This is a genomic window from Rhodopseudomonas palustris (genome assembly GCF_013415845.1).
GTDB classification, from domain to species: Bacteria; Pseudomonadota; Alphaproteobacteria; order Rhizobiales; family Xanthobacteraceae; genus Rhodopseudomonas; species Rhodopseudomonas palustris_F.
Genome location: NZ_CP058907.1, coordinates 171247 through 191600 on the forward strand (window position 1 = coordinate 171247; position 20354 = coordinate 191600).

Annotated in this window: 22 protein-coding genes; 17 read left to right on the forward strand and 5 right to left on the reverse strand. The window is 65.5% G+C overall.

Annotated elements, in window-relative coordinates; all coding sequences use genetic code 11:
- Nucleotides 1-40 precede the first annotated feature (40 nt).
- Complete coding sequence (locus HZF03_RS00790; RefSeq protein WP_011155725.1) at nucleotides 41-1204, reverse strand: ROK family protein; 1164 nt, start codon at nucleotides 1202-1204, stop codon at nucleotides 41-43.
- Nucleotides 1205-1524: 320 nt separating this feature from the next.
- On the opposite strand from HZF03_RS00790, the gene rplU reads away from it, so the two are divergent.
- From rplU to HZF03_RS00815, 5 genes are all read left to right on the forward strand, one after another.
- Entirely contained in the window at nucleotides 1525-1905 is a 381-nt protein-coding gene (rplU, locus tag HZF03_RS00795) for a 50S ribosomal protein L21 (RefSeq protein WP_119018912.1), read from the forward strand.
- Nucleotides 1906-1994: 89 nt separating this feature from the next.
- Nucleotides 1995-2267: a 50S ribosomal protein L27 gene (rpmA, locus tag HZF03_RS00800; protein WP_011155727.1), complete on the forward strand. Its 273-nt coding sequence runs from the start codon at nucleotides 1995-1997 to the stop codon at nucleotides 2265-2267.
- A gap of 134 nt (nucleotides 2268-2401) precedes the next feature.
- Nucleotides 2402-3001: a GNAT family N-acetyltransferase gene (locus HZF03_RS00805; RefSeq protein WP_119018913.1), complete on the forward strand. Its 600-nt coding sequence runs from the start codon at nucleotides 2402-2404 to the stop codon at nucleotides 2999-3001.
- 211 nt (nucleotides 3002-3212) lie between these two features.
- Nucleotides 3213-3404, forward strand: coding sequence for a hypothetical protein (locus HZF03_RS00810; RefSeq protein ID WP_119018914.1), 192 nt, complete (start codon nucleotides 3213-3215; stop codon nucleotides 3402-3404).
- Between the two features lie 129 nt (nucleotides 3405-3533).
- The gene (locus tag HZF03_RS00815) at nucleotides 3534-3707 is read left to right on the forward strand and encodes a hypothetical protein (protein ID WP_012493954.1); all 174 of its coding nucleotides are present in this window, start codon (nucleotides 3534-3536) and stop codon (nucleotides 3705-3707) included.
- Here the strand turns inward: HZF03_RS00815 and HZF03_RS00820 are convergent, their stop codons facing one another.
- Entirely contained in the window at nucleotides 3708-4613 is a 906-nt protein-coding gene (locus HZF03_RS00820; RefSeq protein ID WP_119018915.1) for a DMT family transporter, read from the reverse strand.
- Nucleotides 4614-4764: 151 nt separating this feature from the next.
- On the opposite strand from HZF03_RS00820, the gene obgE reads away from it, so the two are divergent.
- From obgE to HZF03_RS00870, 10 genes are all read left to right on the forward strand, one after another.
- The gene (obgE, locus tag HZF03_RS00825; protein WP_119018916.1) at nucleotides 4765-5826 is read left to right on the forward strand and encodes a GTPase ObgE; all 1062 of its coding nucleotides are present in this window, start codon (nucleotides 4765-4767) and stop codon (nucleotides 5824-5826) included.
- 138 nt (nucleotides 5827-5964) lie between these two features.
- Nucleotides 5965-7095: a glutamate 5-kinase gene (gene proB / locus HZF03_RS00830; RefSeq protein ID WP_119018917.1), complete on the forward strand. Its 1131-nt coding sequence runs from the start codon at nucleotides 5965-5967 to the stop codon at nucleotides 7093-7095.
- A 202-nt stretch (nucleotides 7096-7297) separates the two neighbouring features.
- Entirely contained in the window at nucleotides 7298-8590 is a 1293-nt protein-coding gene (locus HZF03_RS00835) for a glutamate-5-semialdehyde dehydrogenase (RefSeq protein ID WP_119018918.1), read from the forward strand.
- Nucleotides 8591-8614: 24 nt separating this feature from the next.
- On the forward strand, nucleotides 8615-9244 hold the full coding sequence (locus HZF03_RS00840; protein ID WP_119018919.1) for a nicotinate-nucleotide adenylyltransferase: 630 nt from the start codon (nucleotides 8615-8617) through the stop codon (nucleotides 9242-9244).
- Between the two features lie 214 nt (nucleotides 9245-9458).
- Nucleotides 9459-9911 carry a ribosome silencing factor gene (rsfS, locus tag HZF03_RS00845; RefSeq protein ID WP_420853863.1) on the forward strand — a complete coding sequence of 151 codons (453 nt, stop codon included), beginning with the start codon at nucleotides 9459-9461 and terminating at the stop codon, nucleotides 9909-9911.
- Nucleotides 9912-10000: 89 nt separating this feature from the next.
- Nucleotides 10001-10483: a 23S rRNA (pseudouridine(1915)-N(3))-methyltransferase RlmH gene (rlmH, locus tag HZF03_RS00850; protein WP_012493960.1), complete on the forward strand. Its 483-nt coding sequence runs from the start codon at nucleotides 10001-10003 to the stop codon at nucleotides 10481-10483.
- Nucleotides 10484-10502: 19 nt separating this feature from the next.
- The gene (locus tag HZF03_RS00855) at nucleotides 10503-11894 is read left to right on the forward strand and encodes a murein hydrolase activator EnvC family protein (RefSeq protein WP_179906243.1); all 1392 of its coding nucleotides are present in this window, start codon (nucleotides 10503-10505) and stop codon (nucleotides 11892-11894) included.
- Nucleotides 11891-13267 carry a S41 family peptidase gene (locus HZF03_RS00860; RefSeq protein WP_011155737.1) on the forward strand — a complete coding sequence of 459 codons (1377 nt, stop codon included), beginning with the start codon at nucleotides 11891-11893 and terminating at the stop codon, nucleotides 13265-13267. Before HZF03_RS00855 ends, HZF03_RS00860 begins: the two co-directional genes overlap by 4 nt.
- A gap of 150 nt (nucleotides 13268-13417) precedes the next feature.
- Nucleotides 13418-14656, forward strand: coding sequence for a divergent polysaccharide deacetylase family protein (locus tag HZF03_RS00865; protein ID WP_119019113.1), 1239 nt, complete (start codon nucleotides 13418-13420; stop codon nucleotides 14654-14656).
- A 38-nt stretch (nucleotides 14657-14694) separates the two neighbouring features.
- Nucleotides 14695-15201 (forward strand): RNA pyrophosphohydrolase, encoded by a 507-nt coding sequence (locus HZF03_RS00870; RefSeq protein WP_012493963.1) that lies wholly within the window; start codon nucleotides 14695-14697, stop codon nucleotides 15199-15201.
- Between the two features lie 179 nt (nucleotides 15202-15380).
- Here the strand turns inward: HZF03_RS00870 and HZF03_RS00875 are convergent, their stop codons facing one another.
- Nucleotides 15381-16451: a glycosyltransferase gene (locus HZF03_RS00875; RefSeq protein WP_119019112.1), complete on the reverse strand. Its 1071-nt coding sequence runs from the start codon at nucleotides 16449-16451 to the stop codon at nucleotides 15381-15383.
- A gap of 266 nt (nucleotides 16452-16717) precedes the next feature.
- Between HZF03_RS00875 and HZF03_RS00880 the strand changes: the two genes are divergently transcribed.
- Nucleotides 16718-17665, forward strand: a complete 948-nt coding sequence (locus HZF03_RS00880; RefSeq protein ID WP_119019111.1) for a UDP-glucuronic acid decarboxylase family protein — start codon at nucleotides 16718-16720, stop codon at nucleotides 17663-17665.
- Complete coding sequence (locus HZF03_RS00885; protein WP_119019110.1) at nucleotides 17662-18183, forward strand: RNA pyrophosphohydrolase; 522 nt, start codon at nucleotides 17662-17664, stop codon at nucleotides 18181-18183. The genes HZF03_RS00880 and HZF03_RS00885 overlap by 4 nt, the downstream gene beginning before the upstream one ends.
- A gap of 182 nt (nucleotides 18184-18365) precedes the next feature.
- On the opposite strand, the gene HZF03_RS00890 is transcribed toward HZF03_RS00885, so the two are convergent.
- Nucleotides 18366-18773 (reverse strand): F0F1 ATP synthase subunit epsilon, encoded by a 408-nt coding sequence (locus HZF03_RS00890; RefSeq protein ID WP_011155743.1) that lies wholly within the window; start codon nucleotides 18771-18773, stop codon nucleotides 18366-18368.
- A 113-nt stretch (nucleotides 18774-18886) separates the two neighbouring features.
- Complete coding sequence (atpD, locus tag HZF03_RS00895) at nucleotides 18887-20317, reverse strand: F0F1 ATP synthase subunit beta (RefSeq protein WP_011155744.1); 1431 nt, start codon at nucleotides 20315-20317, stop codon at nucleotides 18887-18889.
- Nucleotides 20318-20354: the final 37 nt, after the last annotated feature.

Below are 20354 nucleotides of genomic sequence, written 5' to 3' on the forward strand. Positions count from 1 at the left end.
ACCAGATCGCCGGCCGCGCGGGGCTGGCAGCCGAACGGGATCAGGCCTTCTCCTTGCTGTCTTTGTCTTTTTTACCCTTCTCCTTGTCCTTCTCTTTGTCTTTTTCCTTATCCTTCTCCCGCTCCTTCTTGGCCTTGTCCTTGTCGCGGCGGTTGGTGAAGCGGGCGTTGCCGAGGCCGGTGCCGATCGTCAGCACGCCCCAGCGCTCGAATTCCTGCATGAACGGCACTTCGCTGAGGCCCTGGGCCACGCCGTCATTGTGCATCAGGATTGCGGTGTCATGGCTGCCGATCGTCGGGATGCCTTCGAGCAGGCTGCGCGGCAGGTGGAACTTGCTGCTCTCCCAATTGCCCGGCAGGTTCTGGGCGCCTTTTTCGATGCTGCCATCGGCATTGATGACGCCGGGACAGGAGATGCCGATGAACGGCGCCAGCTTGAAGCCTTCGTCCTCGGCCTCCGAGATCAGGTCCTTGAGCATCCGGGTCAGCCGCTTCACCGCACCTTCGCGGGTCGGCTCGTCATCGGCGTGCCGCCACAGGTCGGACTTCCACACCGAGGCTTTCGACAGGTCGGGCGCCTTCTTCCAGGCGGTCTCGACCACGCCGCATCGGATGTTGGAACCGCCGATATCGACCGCCAGGATGCTGTCGTGGGCCTCGAAGATCCACGACGGCGCCAGATGCAGGCAACCGATCAGCCCGGCCTCGTCGGGGTGAAATCGGATCGGCACCAGATCGACCGCGTGGCCGTCCGCCTTGAGCAGAATGTCGGTGCGGGCAATCGCCAGCTCGCCCACCCGGCTCTGGCGGAAGCCGCCGCCGACCACGATGCACTCGGTCTCGGCCCACGCCTTGGTGCGCAGGAAGCGCTTGGTGACGTAGGCCAGCTCCTGCGCAAAATCCTCGATCGCGCTGTGCACCACCGCAGCGGCGGCGACGTCGTCGCTGGTGAGCACCTCGTCGAGCGCGCTCTTGGCGATATTCTTGGTGTCTCGCCGCCCGAACGGATCGTCGCCGGTCTCGCGCAGCGCTTTGCGCCAATCGTCGAGCAGGCGCTGAAACGCCCCCTTGGAGGCGCGGTCGCCGAGGAAGCCGTCCTCGTCCTTGATCTCGATATTGTAGCTGTCGATCTCGACTGAAGGCAGACGGGTGGCGCCGTGTGCGGCGATGCCGGCGTTCGTGGTGGTCAGACTGTCCTCAGCCATCGTTGGCACCCCGTTGAAATCCGGTCGACAACGATCCGGGAACCGGTTGGTTGCATCCCTGTCCGGCGCCCCCTTCCGCCGGCGGCGGCATTGCGGCTCACCCAGCCTTGACGGAACCGGCGCGGCGGGTATAAGTCACGCACCGGCGCGGGCAGGTCTCGCGCCGGATTGTTTTTGTGCGGCCAGAGGCGTTTTTCGCCCGGCTCAAGTCCATCCGCACCGAAGCCGCGGCGCTTTCGTCGTCGCACCCCGTCATCGACTGACCAAAAAGCCGGCCCGGGTTAACCCGAGGCCGGGTTCGAACACGAAGGAAGAAAAAGATGTTCGCAGTCATCAAAACCGGCGGCCGGCAATACCGTGTCGTTCCGGAAGATGTACTCGAAGTAGGCAAGATCGACGGCGACGTCGGCAGCATCATCCAGCTCGGCGAAGTGCTCGTGCTGGGCGGCGACACCCCGGTTCTCGGCGCCCCCACCGTGGCCGGCGCGACCGTGGCGGCCGAAGTGCTGGACCACAAGCGCGGTCCGAAGGTGATCGCGTTCAAGAAGCGTCGTCGCAAGCACTCCAAGCGCAAGCGCGGTTATCGCGATGAAATCACCGTGCTGCGGATCACCGAGATCCTCGCCGACGGCAAGAAGCCTTCGGTCGGCCCCCGTGCCAAGCGCGCGAAGGCGGCCCCGGCTGCGGAAGCTGCCGAGTAAGGCACTGCGCGCAGCAGGCGTGACAAAAAAGCGGGATGATTCCGTAACGGGATTCATCTAAAAGGTATTTCGGATTTTGGAGACGAGCCATGGCTCATAAAAAGGCGGGCGGTTCCTCGCGCAACGGACGTGATTCCGCAGGCAAGCGCCTCGGCGTGAAGGCGTTTGGCGGCGAGCACGTGATTCCCGGCAACATCATTGCGCGTCAGCGCGGCACTCAGTGGCATCCCGGCCTCAACGTCGGCATGGGCACTGATCACACCTTGTTCGCCAAGGTCGAAGGCCGCGTCGAATTCCGCGCCAAAGCCAACGGCCGCACCTACGTATCGGTACTCCCGATTGCGATGCAGGCGGCCGAATAGACGGTGGACAAAAATATGTGTCCGCCGGGTCCTGTCAAACCGGCGGAGCACAACTAAGGGCTCCAGGGGAGGCGGGAAAACCGGCCTCCCCTTTTTCTTTGCGTACTTTCACGGCGCATCTTCAGGAGCCCGCCATGTTGCAGGAGATCCCGACCACCACGCCCTCGTTGCGCGAGGCGAGACCTTGCGTCCTCGAGACCGAGCGGCTCACGCTGCGTAAACCGGTTCTCGCGGACGTCCAGGCCATCGCTTCGCTCGCCAACGATCGCCGTGTCGTCGAGATGACCCGGCGGATGCCGTTTCCCTACACGCGCGACGACGCCGGGCGCTTCGTGACCGCGCTGCCCAAGAGCAGCGACAGCGTGTTTCTGATCGAGGCCGAGGATCTCGAGCCGATCGGACTCGTCGGCGTCGACTGGAGCGACCGCGACGCTCCGGAGCTCGGTTATTGGCTGGGCGTGCAGCATTGGGGCAACGGCTACGCCACCGAAGCCGCGCGGGCAGTGATCGACTTCACCTTCGAGGTGCACGGCGCCAAGCAGATGATCTCCGGCGCCCGCGTCATCAATCCAGCGTCGCGCAACGTGCTGGAGAAGTGCGGCTTCCAATGGACCGGCGTCGAGCTGCACCGCTTCGAGTCGATCGGATCGTCGACCCCGGTCGACTGCTTCCGTCTGACCCGCGGGGTGTGGTCGTCGCTGAAAAAGTGGGGCACCACCAAGCGGCGGTGCTGATCAGCGCCTCGACACGCTATCATTGAAGTGAACGGATCGGCCGGGTTGTGACCCGGCCGATGTTGTTTCGAGACAGTCGTATCAAGCCGCGACCTCGCCGTTACCGACCGCTTAACCACGGCCGGAGGACGAGCCGTCAGCCTCGGTCGGAACCGAGTTCAGCACGCTGCGCAGGCTGCGTAGGACAGACTTCCAAACAGGGAGTTCAGACATGTCCGCTCATCGCTACATCCAAGCCGTCCTCGCCCGCGACCTCGCCGAAGAAATCAAGCCGCTCGCGCCGGCGACGATCGCGCAGGTCGAACTCACCGCCGACCGCGCTGCGGAGGCCGAGCAGCACCGCGAGCGGACCGAGCAGCTCAGCTTCCGCTTCGTCGATCTCGATCGCCGTTTCGGGATCTGATGTCCGCGAGCAGGCGCGTTCAATCGGCGCTTAACCATCGCCGGCTGATCGCGCCGCCGCCCACTTTGCAAATACGCGATCTTCATCAACCCCGTGTAGTTAGGCGTCAGTTCGACCAGGGAGATCCCGATGTCCGATTCGCCCGACCAAGCCGTCGCCGTCCGCGACGTACGTGATGAATTCCGAGCCGATCTCGACGCTTTCGAGGCGACCGAGCGCAAGCTCCTGATCGAGGAACGCCGCGAACGCGCGCGCGTGCTGAGCGAGCGATTCAGCGGGCTGGCGCTCCGGGTCGGCGAGTAATCAACCGCCCTCGGACGGCCGCGGCGTGCTGCGTTCGCGCCAACCGAGATAAAGCCCGGACGCGATGATGATCGCGACGCCGGCCACCGTCGCCCGCGACGGCACATCGCCGAACAGCAGCCAGCCGAACGCAGCAGCGAAAATGATCATCGTGTACTGATACGGCACCACGACGCTCGCCGGCGCCAACCGCAGCGAGCGATTGACGCACAGCAGACCCACCGCCGACACCGCACCCGAGATCGCAAACCACACCAGATCGGTCGCCGACGGCGTGATCCAGCCCGATGGGGCCAGCACGAGGCCGAGCAGCAGCGTGCCGGCGAACTGCTGCGAGGCCAGCACCATGTCGGGGGTCTGGCGCAGGAACCGCGTCAGCAACAGCAGGCCTGCAAACAGCACGCTGGCAAGAATCGCGATCAGCGCCGGCCAGCTCATGGTCTGGGTCGACGGCTGCAGCGCGATCAGCACGCCGACAAAGCCGACGACGATCGCGATCCCGCGCGGCCGGTCGATGGTCTCACCCAGAAACAACGCAGCGCCGACCGAGACGAACAGCGACGAGGCGAGATAGAAGGTGATGACGTCGGCGAGTGGCAGATAGGCGGTCGCCAGATAGAACACCGCGACTTCGCAGGCCGCGATCAGCGTCCGCGCCAGTTGCAGACCCGGCCTCTCCAGCTGCAGGAACGCCTTGCGCTGGCGCCAGATCAGCGGCGACAGCACCAGCAGTCCGGCCAACGCCCGCAGCACCAGCAGTTGCCCGACCGAATAGATCGCCACGACGGTCTTGCCGGCTGCGTCGGCGAACGAAAACGCCAGCATCGCCAGCAGCATCAGCAGGATGCCGGCGATCCGGGCGGTGCGCGGGTCGGACGCGGTGGTGATTTTGGCGAACAGCCCCATATTGGCCCGTATGATTGCGGTCGGCGCTTATCGCCCCGAGGCGCAAGCGGGCGCAAGGTGGCGCAGGGTCGCTTCGACTTTCAGACCGCCGCAGCGGCGGACGGTGATCGAAGTGTTGCCGCGCCCCCCGACCTTACGATACGGATGACCCATGAAATTCCTCGATGAAGCTAAGGTTTACATCCGCTCCGGCGACGGCGGGAACGGCTGCGTGGCGTTCCGCCGCGAGAAGTTCATCGAGTTCGGCGGCCCCAATGGCGGCAATGGCGGCCGCGGCGGTGACATCATCATCGAGGCCGCCGACGGCCTGAACACGCTGATCGATTACCGTTACCAGCAGCACTTCAAGGCGCAGAAGGGCGGCAACGGCATGGGCAGCGACCGCCACGGCGCGGGCGGCAAAGACATCGTCATGAAGGTGCCGGTCGGCACCCAGATTTTCGACGAGGACAAGGAAACGCTGATCCACGACTTCACCAAAGTCGGCGAGCGTTTCGTGTTGGCCAAGGGCGGCAATGGCGGTTTCGGCAACGCCCATTTCAAATCCTCGACCAACCGGGCGCCGCGTCACGCCAATCCCGGACTGCCCGGCGAAGAACGCTGGATCTGGCTGCGGCTGAAACTGATCGCCGACGCCGGCCTGGTCGGGCTGCCGAACGCCGGCAAATCGACCTTCCTGTCCAAAGTCAGCGCCGCCAAGCCGAAGATCGCCGACTATCCGTTCACCACGCTGCATCCGCAGCTCGGGGTGGTGAACAGCGATGGCCGCGAATTCGTGCTCGCCGATATTCCCGGTCTGATCGAGGGCGCCCATGAGGGCGCCGGCCTCGGTGACCGCTTCCTCGGCCATATCGAGCGCTGCCGGGTGCTGCTGCACCTGATCGACGCCACCTGCGAGCACGCTGGCAAGGCCTACAAGACGGTGCGCGGCGAACTCGAAGCCTATGCCGAGACGCTGGTCGACAAAATCGAGATCGTTGCACTGAACAAGATCGATGCGGTCGAACCGGACGAGCTCAAGAAGCAGAAGGATCGGCTGAAGCGCGCCGCCAAGAAGACGCCGCTGCTGCTGTCGGGCGTGACTGGCCAGGGCGTGCCGGAGGCGTTGCGTGCGCTGGTCGCGGTGATCGGCGAAGCGCCGGTCTCCGACAAGGCGATCGGCACCGCCGACAATCCGGCCGAAGCCAAGCCCTGGGCTCCGCAGGACGCCTGAACCAATCACGCCGGGCCGGTCACAACAGGTCTGCCGGTCCGTTCGCACGGCTTGCGTGACCCGGCTTGGTGCTGCAAAACGGGCCTCTTCCTGCCAGTCGCCCGCTTTGCGCGCCGCGACGTTGTGATCGATACCTCCATGGCCAGCCCTAAGCTTCACGATTTCCGCCACATCGTCGTCAAGGTCGGCTCGTCGCTGCTGATCGACTCCGCCGCCGGCGAGGTGCGGGCCGGGTGGCTGGCGGCGCTCGCCGCCGACATTGCCGAGCTGCATCGTGGCGGCCGGGACGTGATGGTGGTGTCGTCGGGCTCGATCGCGCTCGGACGGAGCCGGCTGAAGCTGCCGCGCGGCCCGCTCAAGCTGGAGGAAAGCCAGGCCGCCGCGGCGGTCGGGCAAATCGAACTGGCGCGGACCTGGTCGGAAGTGCTCGGCGCCCATGGCATCGGCGCCGGCCAGATTCTGGTGACGTTCCAGGACACCGAAGAGCGGCGGCGCTATCTCAACGCCCGCTCGACCATCGCCAAGCTGCTGGAATGGCGAGCGGTGCCGGTGATCAACGAGAACGACACCGTCGCCACCACCGAGATTCGCTACGGAGATAACGACCGGCTTGCGGCGCGGGTCGCCACCATGGCGAGCGCCGATCTGCTGATCCTGCTGTCCGACATCGACGGGCTGTACACCGCGCCACCCGGCAACAATCCGGACGCCACGCTGATTCCTGTCGTCGAAGCGATCACCGCCGAGATCGAGGGCATGGCCGGGGCGGCAGGCTCGGAGCTGTCGCGCGGCGGCATGCGCACCAAGATCGAGGCGGCCAAGATCGCGACCTCCGCTGGCACTCATATGCTGATCGCTTCCGGCAAGATCGATCATCCGCTCAAAGCGATCGCCGACGGCGGCAAGTGCACCTGGTTCCTGACGCCGGCCAATCCCGTGACGGCACGAAAGCGCTGGATTGCCGGCACGCTGGAGCCGAAGGGCACGCTGACGATCGACGCCGGCGCAGTCAGCGCGCTGCGCGCCGGCAAGAGCCTGCTGCCGGCAGGCGTGATCCGGGTCGACGGCCAATTTTCCCGCGGCGACGCCGTGATCGTGCGCGGCCCGGACACCCATGAGATCGGCCGCGGCCTGGTCGCTTACGACGCCGAGGATGCCGAGAAGATCAAAGGCCGGTCGTCGCCGGACGTGATGATGATCCTCGGAATCACCGGCCGCGCCGAGATGATCCATCGCGACGATCTAGTCGTCGGAACGGCGCCGACCTGACGCGCAGTCCTTGGGTGCCCCTGCCGCGTGTTAGCAAGCAGGGGTTTCGTGGACGTCCGGTTAGCAATGAACCGCCTGATCGCGGCAATCTCGTCGATTGCCGAAAGGACCGGGATCACCCGGCTTCCCCGCAACCGGCTTGGCGTAGCGGTCTTTTCCCCCTATTTACATGACCTACCACGGATTTTTCAGGCTCAACGCTATGACCGCCTCGCTCAAAGCCATCGACGGCAGCGCCGAACTCACGACGCTGATGACCGACCTGGGTCGGCAGGCCCGCGCCGCCGCCCGGATCCTGGCTCTGGCGCCGCCGGAGCAGAAGAACCGCGCGCTGGAAGCGATGGAGCGTGCAATCCGCGCCGGCGCAGACAAGATCCTGGCGGCGAATGCCGAGGACGTCGCCGATGCCAAAGCTGCCGGTACCACGTCGGCATTCTTGGACCGCCTGACGCTGACGCCGGCGCGCGTCGAAGCGATGGCCGAAGGCATCGCGGTGGTGCGCGGCATCGCCGACCCGGTCGGCACCGTGACCGAGAGCTGGCAGCGGCCGAACGGCATGACCATCGAGCGCGTCCGCGTGCCGCTCGGGGTGGTGGCGGTGATCTTCGAAAGCCGTCCCAACGTTGCGGCTGACGCCGGCGTGCTGTGCCTGAAGTCGGGCAATGCGGTGATCCTGCGCGGCGGCTCGGAGAGCTTCCGCTCCTGCCGCGCGATTCACGACTGCCTGGTGCAGGGTCTGCGCGAAGCGGGGCTGCCGGACGCGGCGATTACTTTGGTGCCGACCCGCGACCGTGCGGCTGTTGGATTACTCCTCGCCGGCCTCGATGGGTCTGTCGACGTCATCGTACCGCGCGGCGGCAAGAGCCTGGTCGCGCGCGTCGAAAGCGAAGCGCGGGTGCCGGTGTTCGCGCATCTCGAAGGCGTCAATCACGTCTATGTCGATCGCAGCGCTGATCTCGAGATGGCCAAGTCGATCGTGCTCAATGCCAAGATGCGCCGCACAGGTGTCTGCGGCGCCGCCGAAACGCTGCTGATCGATCGCGCGGCCGCCACAACGCATCTCGCTCCTCTGGTGACGATGCTGATCGATTCCGGTTGCGAGGTGCGCGGCGACCAGACCGTGCAGCAGGTCGATCCCCGGGTGAAGCCGGCAAGCGATGAGGACTGGGATACTGAGTATCTCGACGCAGTCATCGCCGCCAAGCTGGTCGACGGCGTCGACGGAGCGATCGTGCATATTCACAATCACGGATCGCACCACACCGATGCGATCGTTGCCGAAGATGCGCAGGCGGCGGCGAAATTTCTCGGCGAAGTCGATTCAGCGATCGTGCTGCATAACGCATCGACGCAGTTCGCCGATGGCGGTGAGTTCGGCTTCGGTGCCGAGATTGGAATCGCCACCGGCAAATTCCACGCCCGTGGACCGGTCGGCGCCGAGCAACTGACGACGTTCAAGTATCGCATCCATGGCAGCGGACAGACCCGGCCGTGATGCGGCCGTGCCGCCGAGGCTGAGGTGACGACGGACCTCGCCGCAGCCCGCCGCGCAATCCCGCCCTTCGCGCCGGGGATGCGGATCGGCCTGCTCGGCGGCTCGTTCAATCCGCCGCATCTGGCGCATCGCGCGATCAGTCAGTTCGCTATCAAACGGCTGAAGCTCGATCGGGTGTGGTGGCTGGTATCGCCGGGCAATCCGCTGAAGGATATCTCAAGCCTGCGCGAGATCGACGCCCGGGTTGCCGCGGCGCAGGCGATTGCAGACGATCCGCGCATCCAGGTCAGTCGTCTCGAAGCCGTCATCGGCACCCGCTACACTGCAGACACTCTCCGCTATTTGCGCCGGCATTGCCCCGGCGCTCGCTTCGTCTGGATCATGGGCGCCGACAATCTGGCTCAGTTCCATCGCTGGCAGCAGTGGCAGCAGATCGCGGCCGAGATCCCGATCGCGGTGATCGACCGTCCGCCGACCAGCTTCCGCGCACTTGCGGCTCCCGCCGCTCGGCGCCTGATGCGAATGCGAATTCCTAATAACAAAGCTGCGACACTGGCGGATCGCGAGCCGCCTGCCTGGGTGTATCTCACCGGGCTGAAATCGCCGGTGTCGTCGACCGCCTTGCGGAACCCCGACGGAAGCTGGAAGACATGATGGTCGCGCCCGCTGGACTCTCGGCGCGGCGCTCCCCACATCGGATGTGTGACTTTTGCGAGACGGCGTGGCGGCGTTTACGGCTCCCTCAAGGCGCTCTGGATTCCACTTTGCTGGAAATTGCTTTAGAATGACCTGTGGGCGCCGGGAGTCGGCACCCGCGATACAGTGAAAGGAAAGGTCCCTGACCACTTCTGTATTGTCCACGTCGGCTTTGCCGAAATCGGTCGCGGCAAAGGCTTCGCGGTCCGCGTCAACCAGGACTGCGCCAGTACCGACCCCTGAGGCGATCGCTCCGGATGCATCGCAGTTCAAGACTGCGCCGGATGCGGAAGCGACGCTGAAACTGATCCTCTCCCGCCTCGACGAGATGAAGGCGGAGGAGACGGTGACCATCGACCTCCGCGGCAAATCAGCGATGTTCGACTACGTGGTCGTCGCCACCGGACGGGCTAACCGTCACGTTGGCGCGATCGCCGAGAACGTCGTCAAGGCCCTGAAGCAGGCCGGCATCGCCGCGCCGCACGTCGAAGGCTTGCCGAACTGCGATTGGGTGCTGATCGACAGCGGCGACGTGGTGCTGCACGTCTTCCGTCCCGAGGTCCGCGAATTCTACAACCTCGAACGGTTGTGGACTCAAGGTCCGTCGCCGGCGAAGACGCTGTAGTCATCGCACTCCGTGTAGCGTCGGCGCGGCTGAAAACGCGTGTCTGACGGATGAGTAGCGCGGCTCTCGCGCAAAGGGCGCGTGAGCCGATGCGACTATTGATCCTGGCTGTCGGGAAGCTGAAACAGGGGCCGGAGCGCGAGCTCGCCGAGCGCTATCGGGCGCGGTTCGACGACCTCGGCCGCAAGCTCGGCTTTCGCGGTCTCGATGTCCATGAAATTGCCGAAAGCCGCGCCCGCGAGGCGCCGGCACGGATGGCGGAAGAAGCCGCCGCGATCATCGCTCAGGTGCAGGACGGGGCTGTGCTGGTTACGCTCGACGAGCGCGGCCAGAGCCTTGGCAGCACGGCCTTCGCCGCTCAGCTCGGCCGCTGGCGGGACGAGCAGGTGCCCGGTACTATTTTCGTGATCGGCGGAGCCGACGGACTTTTGCCTGAATTGCGGCGCAAGGCAAAGCTGAGCATGTCGTTCGGGGGGGCGACATGGCCGCACCAAATGGTTCGCGTGATGCTGCTGGAGCAGATCTATCGGGCCGCGACGATTTTGGCGGGACATCCTTATCATCGTGCGTAACAGACGCCGTAGCGAACTGATGCATGCACCGCGCAACACGGCTGCGAGGCACCATGTGGCTGCCGGCTCCTGGCGGCCAGCGGTCCTATTGTCCGCAGGCCTCGCTGCGGGCTTGTGGGCGAACGACGTGGCGCGTCCCAACGGGGTGCTGATCAGCTCTGCGAAGGCGCAGACGGCGCCGGCCGCCACGACGACCGCGCCGTCGATGGCGGATCTGATCAAACAGCACGAGCAGGAGCTGGAAGCCGCGCGCGCGCAGCAGAAAAGCGCCGCCGAGCAGCAGGACAAGCTCAAGGCTGATCTGGCCGCGATCGGCGCCGATCGCACCAAGCTCAACCAGGAACTGATCGACGTCGCCGCCAAGGTGCGGGCGGTCGAAACCCGGATCAGCGACGCTGAGGCGCGCTTGCGCCCGCTCGACGCCCGCGAGGCTGAAATCCGCACCTCGCTGGACGCCCGCCGCGGCGAAATCGGCGAAGTGCTGGCTGCCCTGCAGCGCGCCGGGCGCCGCGCTCCGCCAGCGCTGCTGGTACGTCCCGAAGATGCCTTGGAGTCGCTGCGCACCGCAATCCTGCTCGGCGCCGTGGTGCCGGAATTGCGGACCCGCGCCGAGCGCCTCGCCACCGATCTCGGCGAACTGATCGCCGTGCGACAGAAAATTGCCGCCGAGCGCGACCAGCTCGCCACCGACCGCAGCCACCTGACCACCGACCAGACCCGGCTCGCCGCCTTGGTCGAGGAGCGGCAACGGCAACAAAGCGCGGTCGAGAAGGACATCGAGGCCGAGCGCGGCCGGGCGCTGACGCTGTCACGCCAGGTCGACAGCCTCCAGGGCCTGATCGCCAAGATGGAGCAGGACCTCAAGAGCGCCGCGAAGGCTGCGGCCGCCGCCGATCAGAAGGGCGCGCCGGCCGCCGGCAAGGCCAATCTGGCGGCCCTGAAGGATCCCGGCCGGCTGAGCCCGGCGATCGCGTTCGCGTCCGCAAAGGGCATGCTGCCGCTGCCGGTCAACGGCACCAAGATCCGCGAATTCGGCCGCCCCGACGGGGTCGGCGGCGTCGAGCGCGGCATCTCACTGTCAACGCGCGCAGGCGCCCAGATTACAACACCTTGCGACGGCTGGGTGGTCTATGCTGGGCCGTTCCGCTCCTATGGACAACTCTTGATCCTCAATGCCGGTGGCGGGTATCATGTCCTGATCGCCGGGATGGAGCGCATTTCAGTCAATATCGGCCAATTCGTGCTCACGGGAGAGCCGGTCGCGACCATGGGTTCGACCTCGCGGGTCGCCTCGATCCTCGCGGCCAACGCCAGTCAGCCCGTGCTCTACGTCGAGTTCCGTAAAGACGGCACTCCCATCGATCCAGGCCCATGGTGGGCCGCAAATGAAGGCGAGAAGGTTCGCGGATGATGCGCAAGACTTCGGTAATCCTCCTCAGCGCCGTCACCGGTGCCGCGCTGACACTTTTCGTCACCCAACCTCGCACGATGCTGATGGGCGCCACCGCCCGCGCCGCCACCTCTGACACCTACCGCCAGCTCAACCTGTTCGGCGACGTGTTCGAGCGCGTGCGCAGCGACTACGTCGAGAAGCCGGACGACTCCAAACTGGTCGAATCCGCCATCAGCGGCATGCTGGCCGGGCTCGATCCGCATTCCAGCTACATGGATGCCAAGAGCTTCCGTGACATGCAGGTGCAGACCCGCGGCGAATTCGGTGGTCTCGGCATCGAAGTCACGATGGAAGACGGCCTGATCAAGGTGGTGTCGCCGATCGACGATACGCCTGCGTCGAAGGCCGGCATTCTTGCTAACGACATCATCACCAATCTCGACGACGAGGCGGTGCAGGGCCTGACCCTGAACCAGGCCGTCGAGAAGATGCGCGGCCCGGTCAACACCAAGATCCGGTTGAAGATCGTCCGCAAGGGCCAGGACAACCCGATCGAAGTTACGCTGGTGCGCGACAACATCCGCGTCCGCTCGGTGCGCGCGCGCGTCGAAGACAGCGACATCGGCTATATCCGCATCACGACCTTCAACGAGCAGACCACCGAAGGGCTCAAGAAGGAGATTGCGAACCTGACCAACCAGATCGGCGCCGACAAGCTGAAAGGCTTCATCCTCGATCTGCGCAACAACCCGGGCGGTCTGCTCGAGGAAGCCGTGACGGTGTCGGACGCGTTCCTGGATCGCGGCGAGATCGTCTCGACTCGCGGCCGCAACGCCGAAGAGACCCAGCGCCGCTCCGCGCATGCGGGCGACCTCACCAAGGGCAAGCCGGTGATCGTGCTGATCAACGGCGGCTCTGCCTCGGCGTCGGAAATCGTCGCCGGTGCGCTGCAGGATCACAAGCGGGCCACCGTGGTCGGCACCCGTTCGTTCGGTAAGGGCTCTGTGCAGACCATCATCCCGCTCGGCTCCGGCAACGGCGCGCTGCGGCTGACGACGGCGCGCTACTACACGCCGTCGGGCAAGTCGATCCAGGCCAAGGGCATCACGCCGGATATCGAAGTGATGCAGGACGTGCCGGCCGACCTCAAGGCGCGGACCGACACCAAGGGCGAAGCCTCGCTGCGCGGCCACCTGAAGGGCGCCGACGGCGACGAGAAGACCGGCTCGCAGTCCTACGTGCCGCCGGAAGCCAAGGACGACAAGGCGCTGAAGGCCGCGGCCGATCTGCTGCACGGCATCAAGGTCAACGCTTCGGCCCCGGCCGACAAGCAGACCACCGGCGACAAGGCCGCGATCGACAAGCCAGCCGGCAACAAGGCGGCGAACTGATCGCTCCTCCTCGAGGTTGATGTATTTGCTGAAAGGGCGGCCGGTGGGCCGCCCTTTTTGCTGCGCGGTCCCTGCTCACACGGCGTCCGGCGGCGGTCTCCGGCTGTGTCGTGCTATCGTCGCTGCGACTGATTCGGGAGATCGTTGGCAGTGGCGGCGGACGAACTAAGCACCCCGCTGGGTCAAAAGCGGAACCGGTGGCAGCGGCTGCGCCACTACCGGCTGCCGTTCAACGCCACCCAAGGGATCGCGGCCCTTCTCGGCGTATTCGTGCTGACGTTCCTCGGCTTCGCGCTGTTCGGCAATGATCCGTTCGGCGGCGAGCCGGTGGTGCGGGTCGAGATCAAGGCAAGCCCCGACGAGGCGAAGCAGGCCGCTCCCGAAGCCGGCAAGGATCAAGGCGGCAAACCCGAGAATGCTGCGGCGGCTGCCGCCGAGAAGAAGGACGCCGAACCGAAGGACGCGGCCGCCGGGCAGAAGACCATCACCATCATCGACGGCTCCAAGGGCACGCGCCAGGACGTCGTGGTCGGCACCGACAGCCCCGACAAGGCCGAGCCTCCAGCAGGACCGACGACCTCAGACGGCATCAACCCGAAGCTGCTGGAACAGTCGCGCTACGGCATGATCCCGGTGATGGCGGGCGGGCTGAAGCCGTTCTCGGCCTATGCGATGACGACCGACGCCGATCGCGCCAAGGCCGAGCGGATGCCGACCGTGACAATCGTGGTCGGCGGGCTCGGCATCGGCGCGGCGCGCACCAACGATGCAGTGATGAAGCTGCCGGCCGCGGTGGCGTTGGCCTTCACCCCGTATGGATCGGACCCGGGCAAGCTTGCGACCGAAGCGCGGGCCAAGCGCCACGAGGTCATTCTGCAGATCCCGATGGAGCCGTTCGATTATCCCGACAACGACCCCGGACCGCAGACGCTGCTGACCTCCAGCGCGCCGGAGCAGAATCTCGACCGGCTGAATTGGCATCTCAGCCGGATCCAGGGCTATGTCGGCCTGTCGAATTTCATGGGCGCGCGGTTCGTCGCCACCGAGCCGGCGATGCAGGCGATCATCCGCGACGCCGCCAAGCGCGGCCTCGGCTATCTCGATGACGGCACCGCCCCGCGCAGCGTCGCCGGAACGCTGGCGAAGTCGCTGGCGATCCCGTTCGCGCGGGCCGACCTCACGATCGACCAGGTGCCGGCCGGTGCCGACATCGACAAGGCGCTGGCGCGGCTCGAGAGCATCGCCAAAGAGCGGGGCAGCGCTGTCGGCATGGCTTCTGCGCTTCCGGTGACGATTGAACGAATTGTCAACTGGAGCAAGAGCTTGGAGAGTCGAGGGATCCTTCTGGCGCCATTGACAACGGCGATGCTGAAATCAAAATCAAGTTGAGTCACCCCACCTCAGGGGATGCGGAAGGCACTGACGGAATGGCCCGCTACGAAGACCTGCCCTATCGAACCTGCGTCGGCGTGATGCTGATCAACCGGGAGGGTCTCGTCTTCATCGGGCGCCGCGCCGGTGGCATCGAACACGTCGACGACACCCACGTCTGGCAGATGCCGCAAGGCGGCGTCGATCCCGGCGAAGACACCTGGGAAGCCGCCAAGCGCGAGCTTTATGAAGAGACAAGCGTCAACTCGGTCGAGAAGCTCGCCGAGGTGCCGGACTGGCTGATCTACGATATCCCGCGCACCGTGGCCGGCCGAGCCTGGAAGGGACGCTATCGGGGTCAGCGCCAGAAATGGTTCGCGGCCCGCTTCACCGGTGCGGACTCCGAGATCAACGTCGTCCACCCCGGCGGCGGCCATAAGGCGGAGTTCACCAGCTGGCGCTGGGAACCGATGCACAACCTCCCGGAGCTGATCGTGCCGTTCAAGCGCCCGGTCTACGAGCGCGTCGTCAAGGAATTCTCCCAGCTCGCCGCGGCGGTGTAAGGCGACCGGCCATCTTCGTTCGTCATTGCGAGCCGAAGGCGAAGCAAGCCACAGCTCGGCGCACTGTGCGCCTGGATTGCTTCGTCGCCTCGCTCCTCGCAATGACGGAGAACCTGCGCACTCGGGAAGCGAATCCGGGCCGGAGCCTCAGGGCGACGGCTGCGTTGTGCGCATACTGATCACCTCGCCGCCATCGCCGCTTGCAGGATGTGATCGCAGTGCGCCTTCACGGTGTGATGGGCGAAGACGTGGTCGCGCGCGGCCAGCGCCATGCGGCGTAGGTTATCTTTATCCGCCAGCGCTGAGGTGACGGCGCGCTCCAGCCCGCCCGGTTCGACGTCGTAGTACACGCCGTGCTGACCGGACAGCAGCGGCGCGTAGCGCAGGATGGTCGGGTTGTTCATCAGCGGCACCGACTGCACGATCGGCGCTTCGTAGTGCCGATAGCAATCCCAGCCCATCCCCTCCGGCGACCACGCCAGCCAGGAATGCGACATCCGCTCCATGAAGGCGTCGTAGGGCAGCCGCTCGGTCGGCTGGTCGATCCGCACGCCCGCCGCGCGCAGCCGCTCCAGCTCCGGCAGGCCGTCGCGCCGCACCGTTGAATTGCCGTCGACCGAGCCGATGAAGAAGATGTCGTGGGTCTTCTCCGGAAATGGCGCATCCCGCCAGCGCGCATCGAACCGGAATTGCGGCAGTGAGATCGGCTGCAGCTTGTCGATCCGTCGCTGCCATTTCTCGCTGCGGCGGTAGCGCAGCGTCGGCAGATGCGGATGCACCGTGCCGGCGAGCGCCTGCCATTTGTCGCACGGCAGCTCGCGCTTGAAGTACGCCTCGGCCTTATCGAGCAGGAAGACGCTGCTCTTCGAGATCGCGAAGTGATCGTCCATCTCGACCGCGACCACCGGCACCGGCGACTTCACCCAGCGGAACACGCTGGGGCCGAATTGGCGGGTCAATGCGGCCCACGGATTGGTCGGGGTGTAGAAGATCCCGCGCGCCCAATAGCGCGGATGCCAGGGCGAATAGCGCAGGCTGTTGACCACCACGACGTCGTATTCGCCGCGGCCGGCGGCGCGCAGCTCGCGCAGCACGCGGTCCGGCGTCGAGAAACCGTCGAGCTTGCCGAAATCATCGGTCAGCTTGGTCCAGGTCCACAGGCAGGTGGTGCGCTCTGGATACTGCAGTTTGAAATAGCCGCCGCCGATTTCGAGGATGCGGAGCCTGGAGGTATCGACGGGCGTGGTCATGAATTGAATTCGCCTGGCGCAGATCGCAGCAGGCGCCGCGCCGCCCGCGTGGGTCGGCGACACCACTGGAATGGTCGTCGCCTAGGCCTATCGCCGCTGGCAGCAGCGAGGCCGGTTTCGGCGCTTGCCTAGCATGGGGTTTCTTGCCATTCAATGCGGCGGAAAACGGCCGCCGCGACCGCGTTCGGCCGTCCGTTTCGAGCCAAATGGGCACCCGTTCCCGCGACTGAGGCGCGTCCGAACCCGCCCCTGTCCAGGACCCAGCGATGCGATTGTCCCGACGAATTCTCGTGAGCGGCGGCGCCGGCTTCATCGGCTCGCACCTCTGCGACAAGCTGTTGGCCGAAGGCCACGAAGTGTTGTGCGTCGACAATTATTTTACCGGCTGGCGGCGGAACATCGAACATCTGGTCGGGACGCCGCGGTTCGAGGTGATGCGCCACGACGTCACCTTCCCGCTCTATGTCGAAGTCGACGACATCTACAACCTCGCCTGCCCGGCCTCGCCGGTGCACTATCAGCACGATCCGGTGCAGACGCTGAAGACCAGCGTGCATGGCGCGATCAACATGCTGGGCCTGGCCAAGCGGACCCGCGCCAAGATTTTCCAGGCCTCGACCAGCGAGGTTTACGGCGACCCGAACGTGCACCCGCAGCCGGAGAGCTATTGGGGCCACGTCAATCCGCTCGGCATCCGGGCCTGTTACGACGAGGGCAAGCGCGCCGCCGAAACGCTGTTCTTTGACTATCACCGCCAGCACAAGGTGAAGATCAAGGTCGCGCGGATCTTCAATACCTACGGGCCGCGGATGCATCCCAACGACGGCCGCGTGGTGTCGAACTTCATCGTCCAGGCGCTGTCCGGCAACGACATCACGATCTATGGCGACGGCAGCCAGACGCGGTCGTTCTGCTACGTCACCGACCTGCTCGACGGCTTCGCCAGACTGATGGCGACCGGCGACGAATTCATCGGCCCGGTCAATCTCGGCAATCCGGTCGAGTTCACCATTCGGCAGCTCGCCGAGTTGGTGATCGAGATGACCGACTCGAGATCGAAGCTGGTGATGATGCCGCTGCCGTCGGACGATCCGCGTCAGCGCCAGCCTGATATCTCGCTGGCCCGCCGCGCGCTCGGCTGGGAGCCGAAGGTGCCGCTCGCTGACGGGCTCAAGGAGACCATCGGCTACTTCCGCACCCTGATGGCATCGTGACGTCGCGCCCGCCCATCGAGTCCCTGCCGTATCGCCGCAACGTCGGCATTGCACTGTTCGGTGCCGACGGCAGGGTCCTGATCGGGCGTCGGTTTCGCGACGACGGTCCGGAGATCATCCTACCGGGGCTCGAATGGCAGATGCCGCAAGGCGGCATCGACGAAGGCGAAGAGCCGAGGATCGCGGTGATGCGCGAACTCTGGGAAGAGACCGGCGTGACCAACGCCGAGATCCTCGGCGAGACCGACTGGGTCAGCTACGACTTCCCGCCCTACGACGGCCCACCTCACCGCCTCGCCGTGTTTCGCGGCCAGCGCCAGAAGTGGTTCGCGCTACGCTTCACCGGCAGCGAGACGGAGATCGATCCGCTCGCCGTCCGCAACGACATGCCGCCGGAATTCGATGCCTGGCGCTGGGAGCAACTCGACCGCGTCGCCGATCTCGTCGTGCCGTTTCGCCGCGAGGTCTATCGCGAGGTGGCGCGGAGCTTTGCGCGGTTCACCGCTGCTCAGGCTTAGCCGCGGCGCCTTTTTCACCACGCAACGTCATGCGCGGGCTTGACCCGCGCATCCATCATTCTTGGGAAAAGGATGGATTGCCGGGTCAAGCGCGGCAATGACGGCTGGTAGAACGTCGCATCAAAAGCAAATGGCCGGGACGATGCCCGGCCATTCGAAACGTCAGAACACCTGACTGCGACTTAGTGCATCGCGGTGGTGTTGAGTTCGTGCTGGATGCTCTTGAAGTGATCCAGGCGCTCGATCGCGCGGTCGAGTTCGTCGCCGACCTTGCCAGGAATCTGCTGCTCCATCGTCTGGATGGTGGCGGCAAAGTCCTGCAGGTCAACGTCCGGCGCCGGAGTGGCGACGTCGGCCAGCACGGTGAGGCCCTTGTCGGACACTTCGGCGATGCCGCCGAGCACGACGATCTTCTGCTTGTTGGCGCCCGCCGTCACGGTGAGGATGCCGGGGCGGATCACCGCCACCACCGGCGCGTGGCCGGCGAGCACGCCGAAGTCACCCTCGGCGCCCGGAATGTCGACCTGATCGACATCGCCGGAGAAGGCGACCATTTCGGGCGAAACCAGATCGAAGTGGAAGGTGGACATGCTCGCTGCTCTCTCTGCGGTCACCCGCGGGCTCGACCCGCGGGTCCATCAGTGAAACTGATTTGAGGCGATGGATGGCCGGGTCAAGCCCGGCCATGACGTAGTCTCTCAGCTCAGGCCGCCTCGGCGGCGAGCTTCTTGCCCTTCTCGACCGCCTCTTCGATGGTGCCGACCATGTAGAACGCCGCTTCCGGCAGATGGTCGTACTTGCCTTCGCAGATCGCGCGGAAGCCCTTGATGGTGTCGGCGAGGTCGACGAACTTGCCCGGCGAGCCGGTGAACACTTCGGCGACGAAGAACGGCTGCGACAGGAAGCGCTCGATCTTACGGGCGCGAGCCACGGTGAGCTTGTCCTCTTCGGACAGTTCGTCCATGCCCAGGATCGCGATGATGTCCTGCAGCGACTTGTACTTCTGCAGGATCTGCTGAACCATACGCGCGGTGTTGTAGTGCTCTTCGCCGACGATCGAGGCGGACAGCATGCGCGAGGTCGAGTCGAGCGGATCCACCGCCGGGTAGATTCCCTTTTCCGAGATCGCACGATTGAGCACGGTGGTGGCGTCCAAGTGCGCGAACGAGGTTGCGGGCGCCGGGTCGGTCAAGTCGTCGGCCGGCACGTAAATCGCTTGCACCGAGGTGATCGAGCCCTTGGTGGTGGTGGTGATGCGCTCTTGCAGCGCGCCCATGTCGGTCGCGAGCGTCGGCTGATAACCCACCGCCGACGGGATACGGCCGAGCAGCGCCGACACTTCCGAACCCGCCTGGGTGAAGCGGAAGATGTTGTCGACGAAGAACAGCACGTCCTGGCCCTGATCGCGGAAGTGCTCGGCGACGGTCAGACCGGTCAGACCGACGCGAGCGCGGGCGCCCGGCGGTTCGTTCATCTGGCCGTACACCAGCGCGCACTTCGAACCCTCGCCGCCGCCCTTCTTGTTGACGCCGGATTCGATGAACTCGTGATAGAGGTCGTTACCTTCGCGGGTACGCTCGCCGACGCCGGCGAACACCGAGTAACCGCCGTGAGCGCGGGCGACGTTGTTGATCAGTTCCTGAATCAGCACGGTCTTGCCGACGCCGGCGCCGCCGAACAGGCCGATCTTACCGCCCTTGGCGTAAGGCGCCAGCAGGTCGACGACCTTGATGCCGGTGACGAGAATTTCAGCCTCGGTCGACTGGTCGGTGTAGGCCGGCGCTTCCTGGTGGATGGCGCGGAGGCCTTCCGACTTGATCGGGCCCTGCTCGTCGACCGGCTCGCCGATCACGTTCATGATGCGGCCGAGCGTGCCGGCGCCGACCGGCACCGAGATCGGCGCACCGGTGTCGGTGACTTCCTGGCCGCGTACCAGACCTTCGGTGGTGTCCATCGCGATGGTGCGGACGGTCGATTCACCGAGATGCTGCGCAACTTCGAGCACCAGGCGGTTGTCGCCGTTCTTGGTTTCGATGGCGTTCAGAATGGCCGGCAGGTGCCCTTCGAACTGAACGTCGACGACGGCGCCGATGACCTGCGTGATGCGTCCGGTCTGATTGGCGGGTGTAGCCATTTAAACTGTCTCCCTGAAGTCCGAAATCCAAACCACG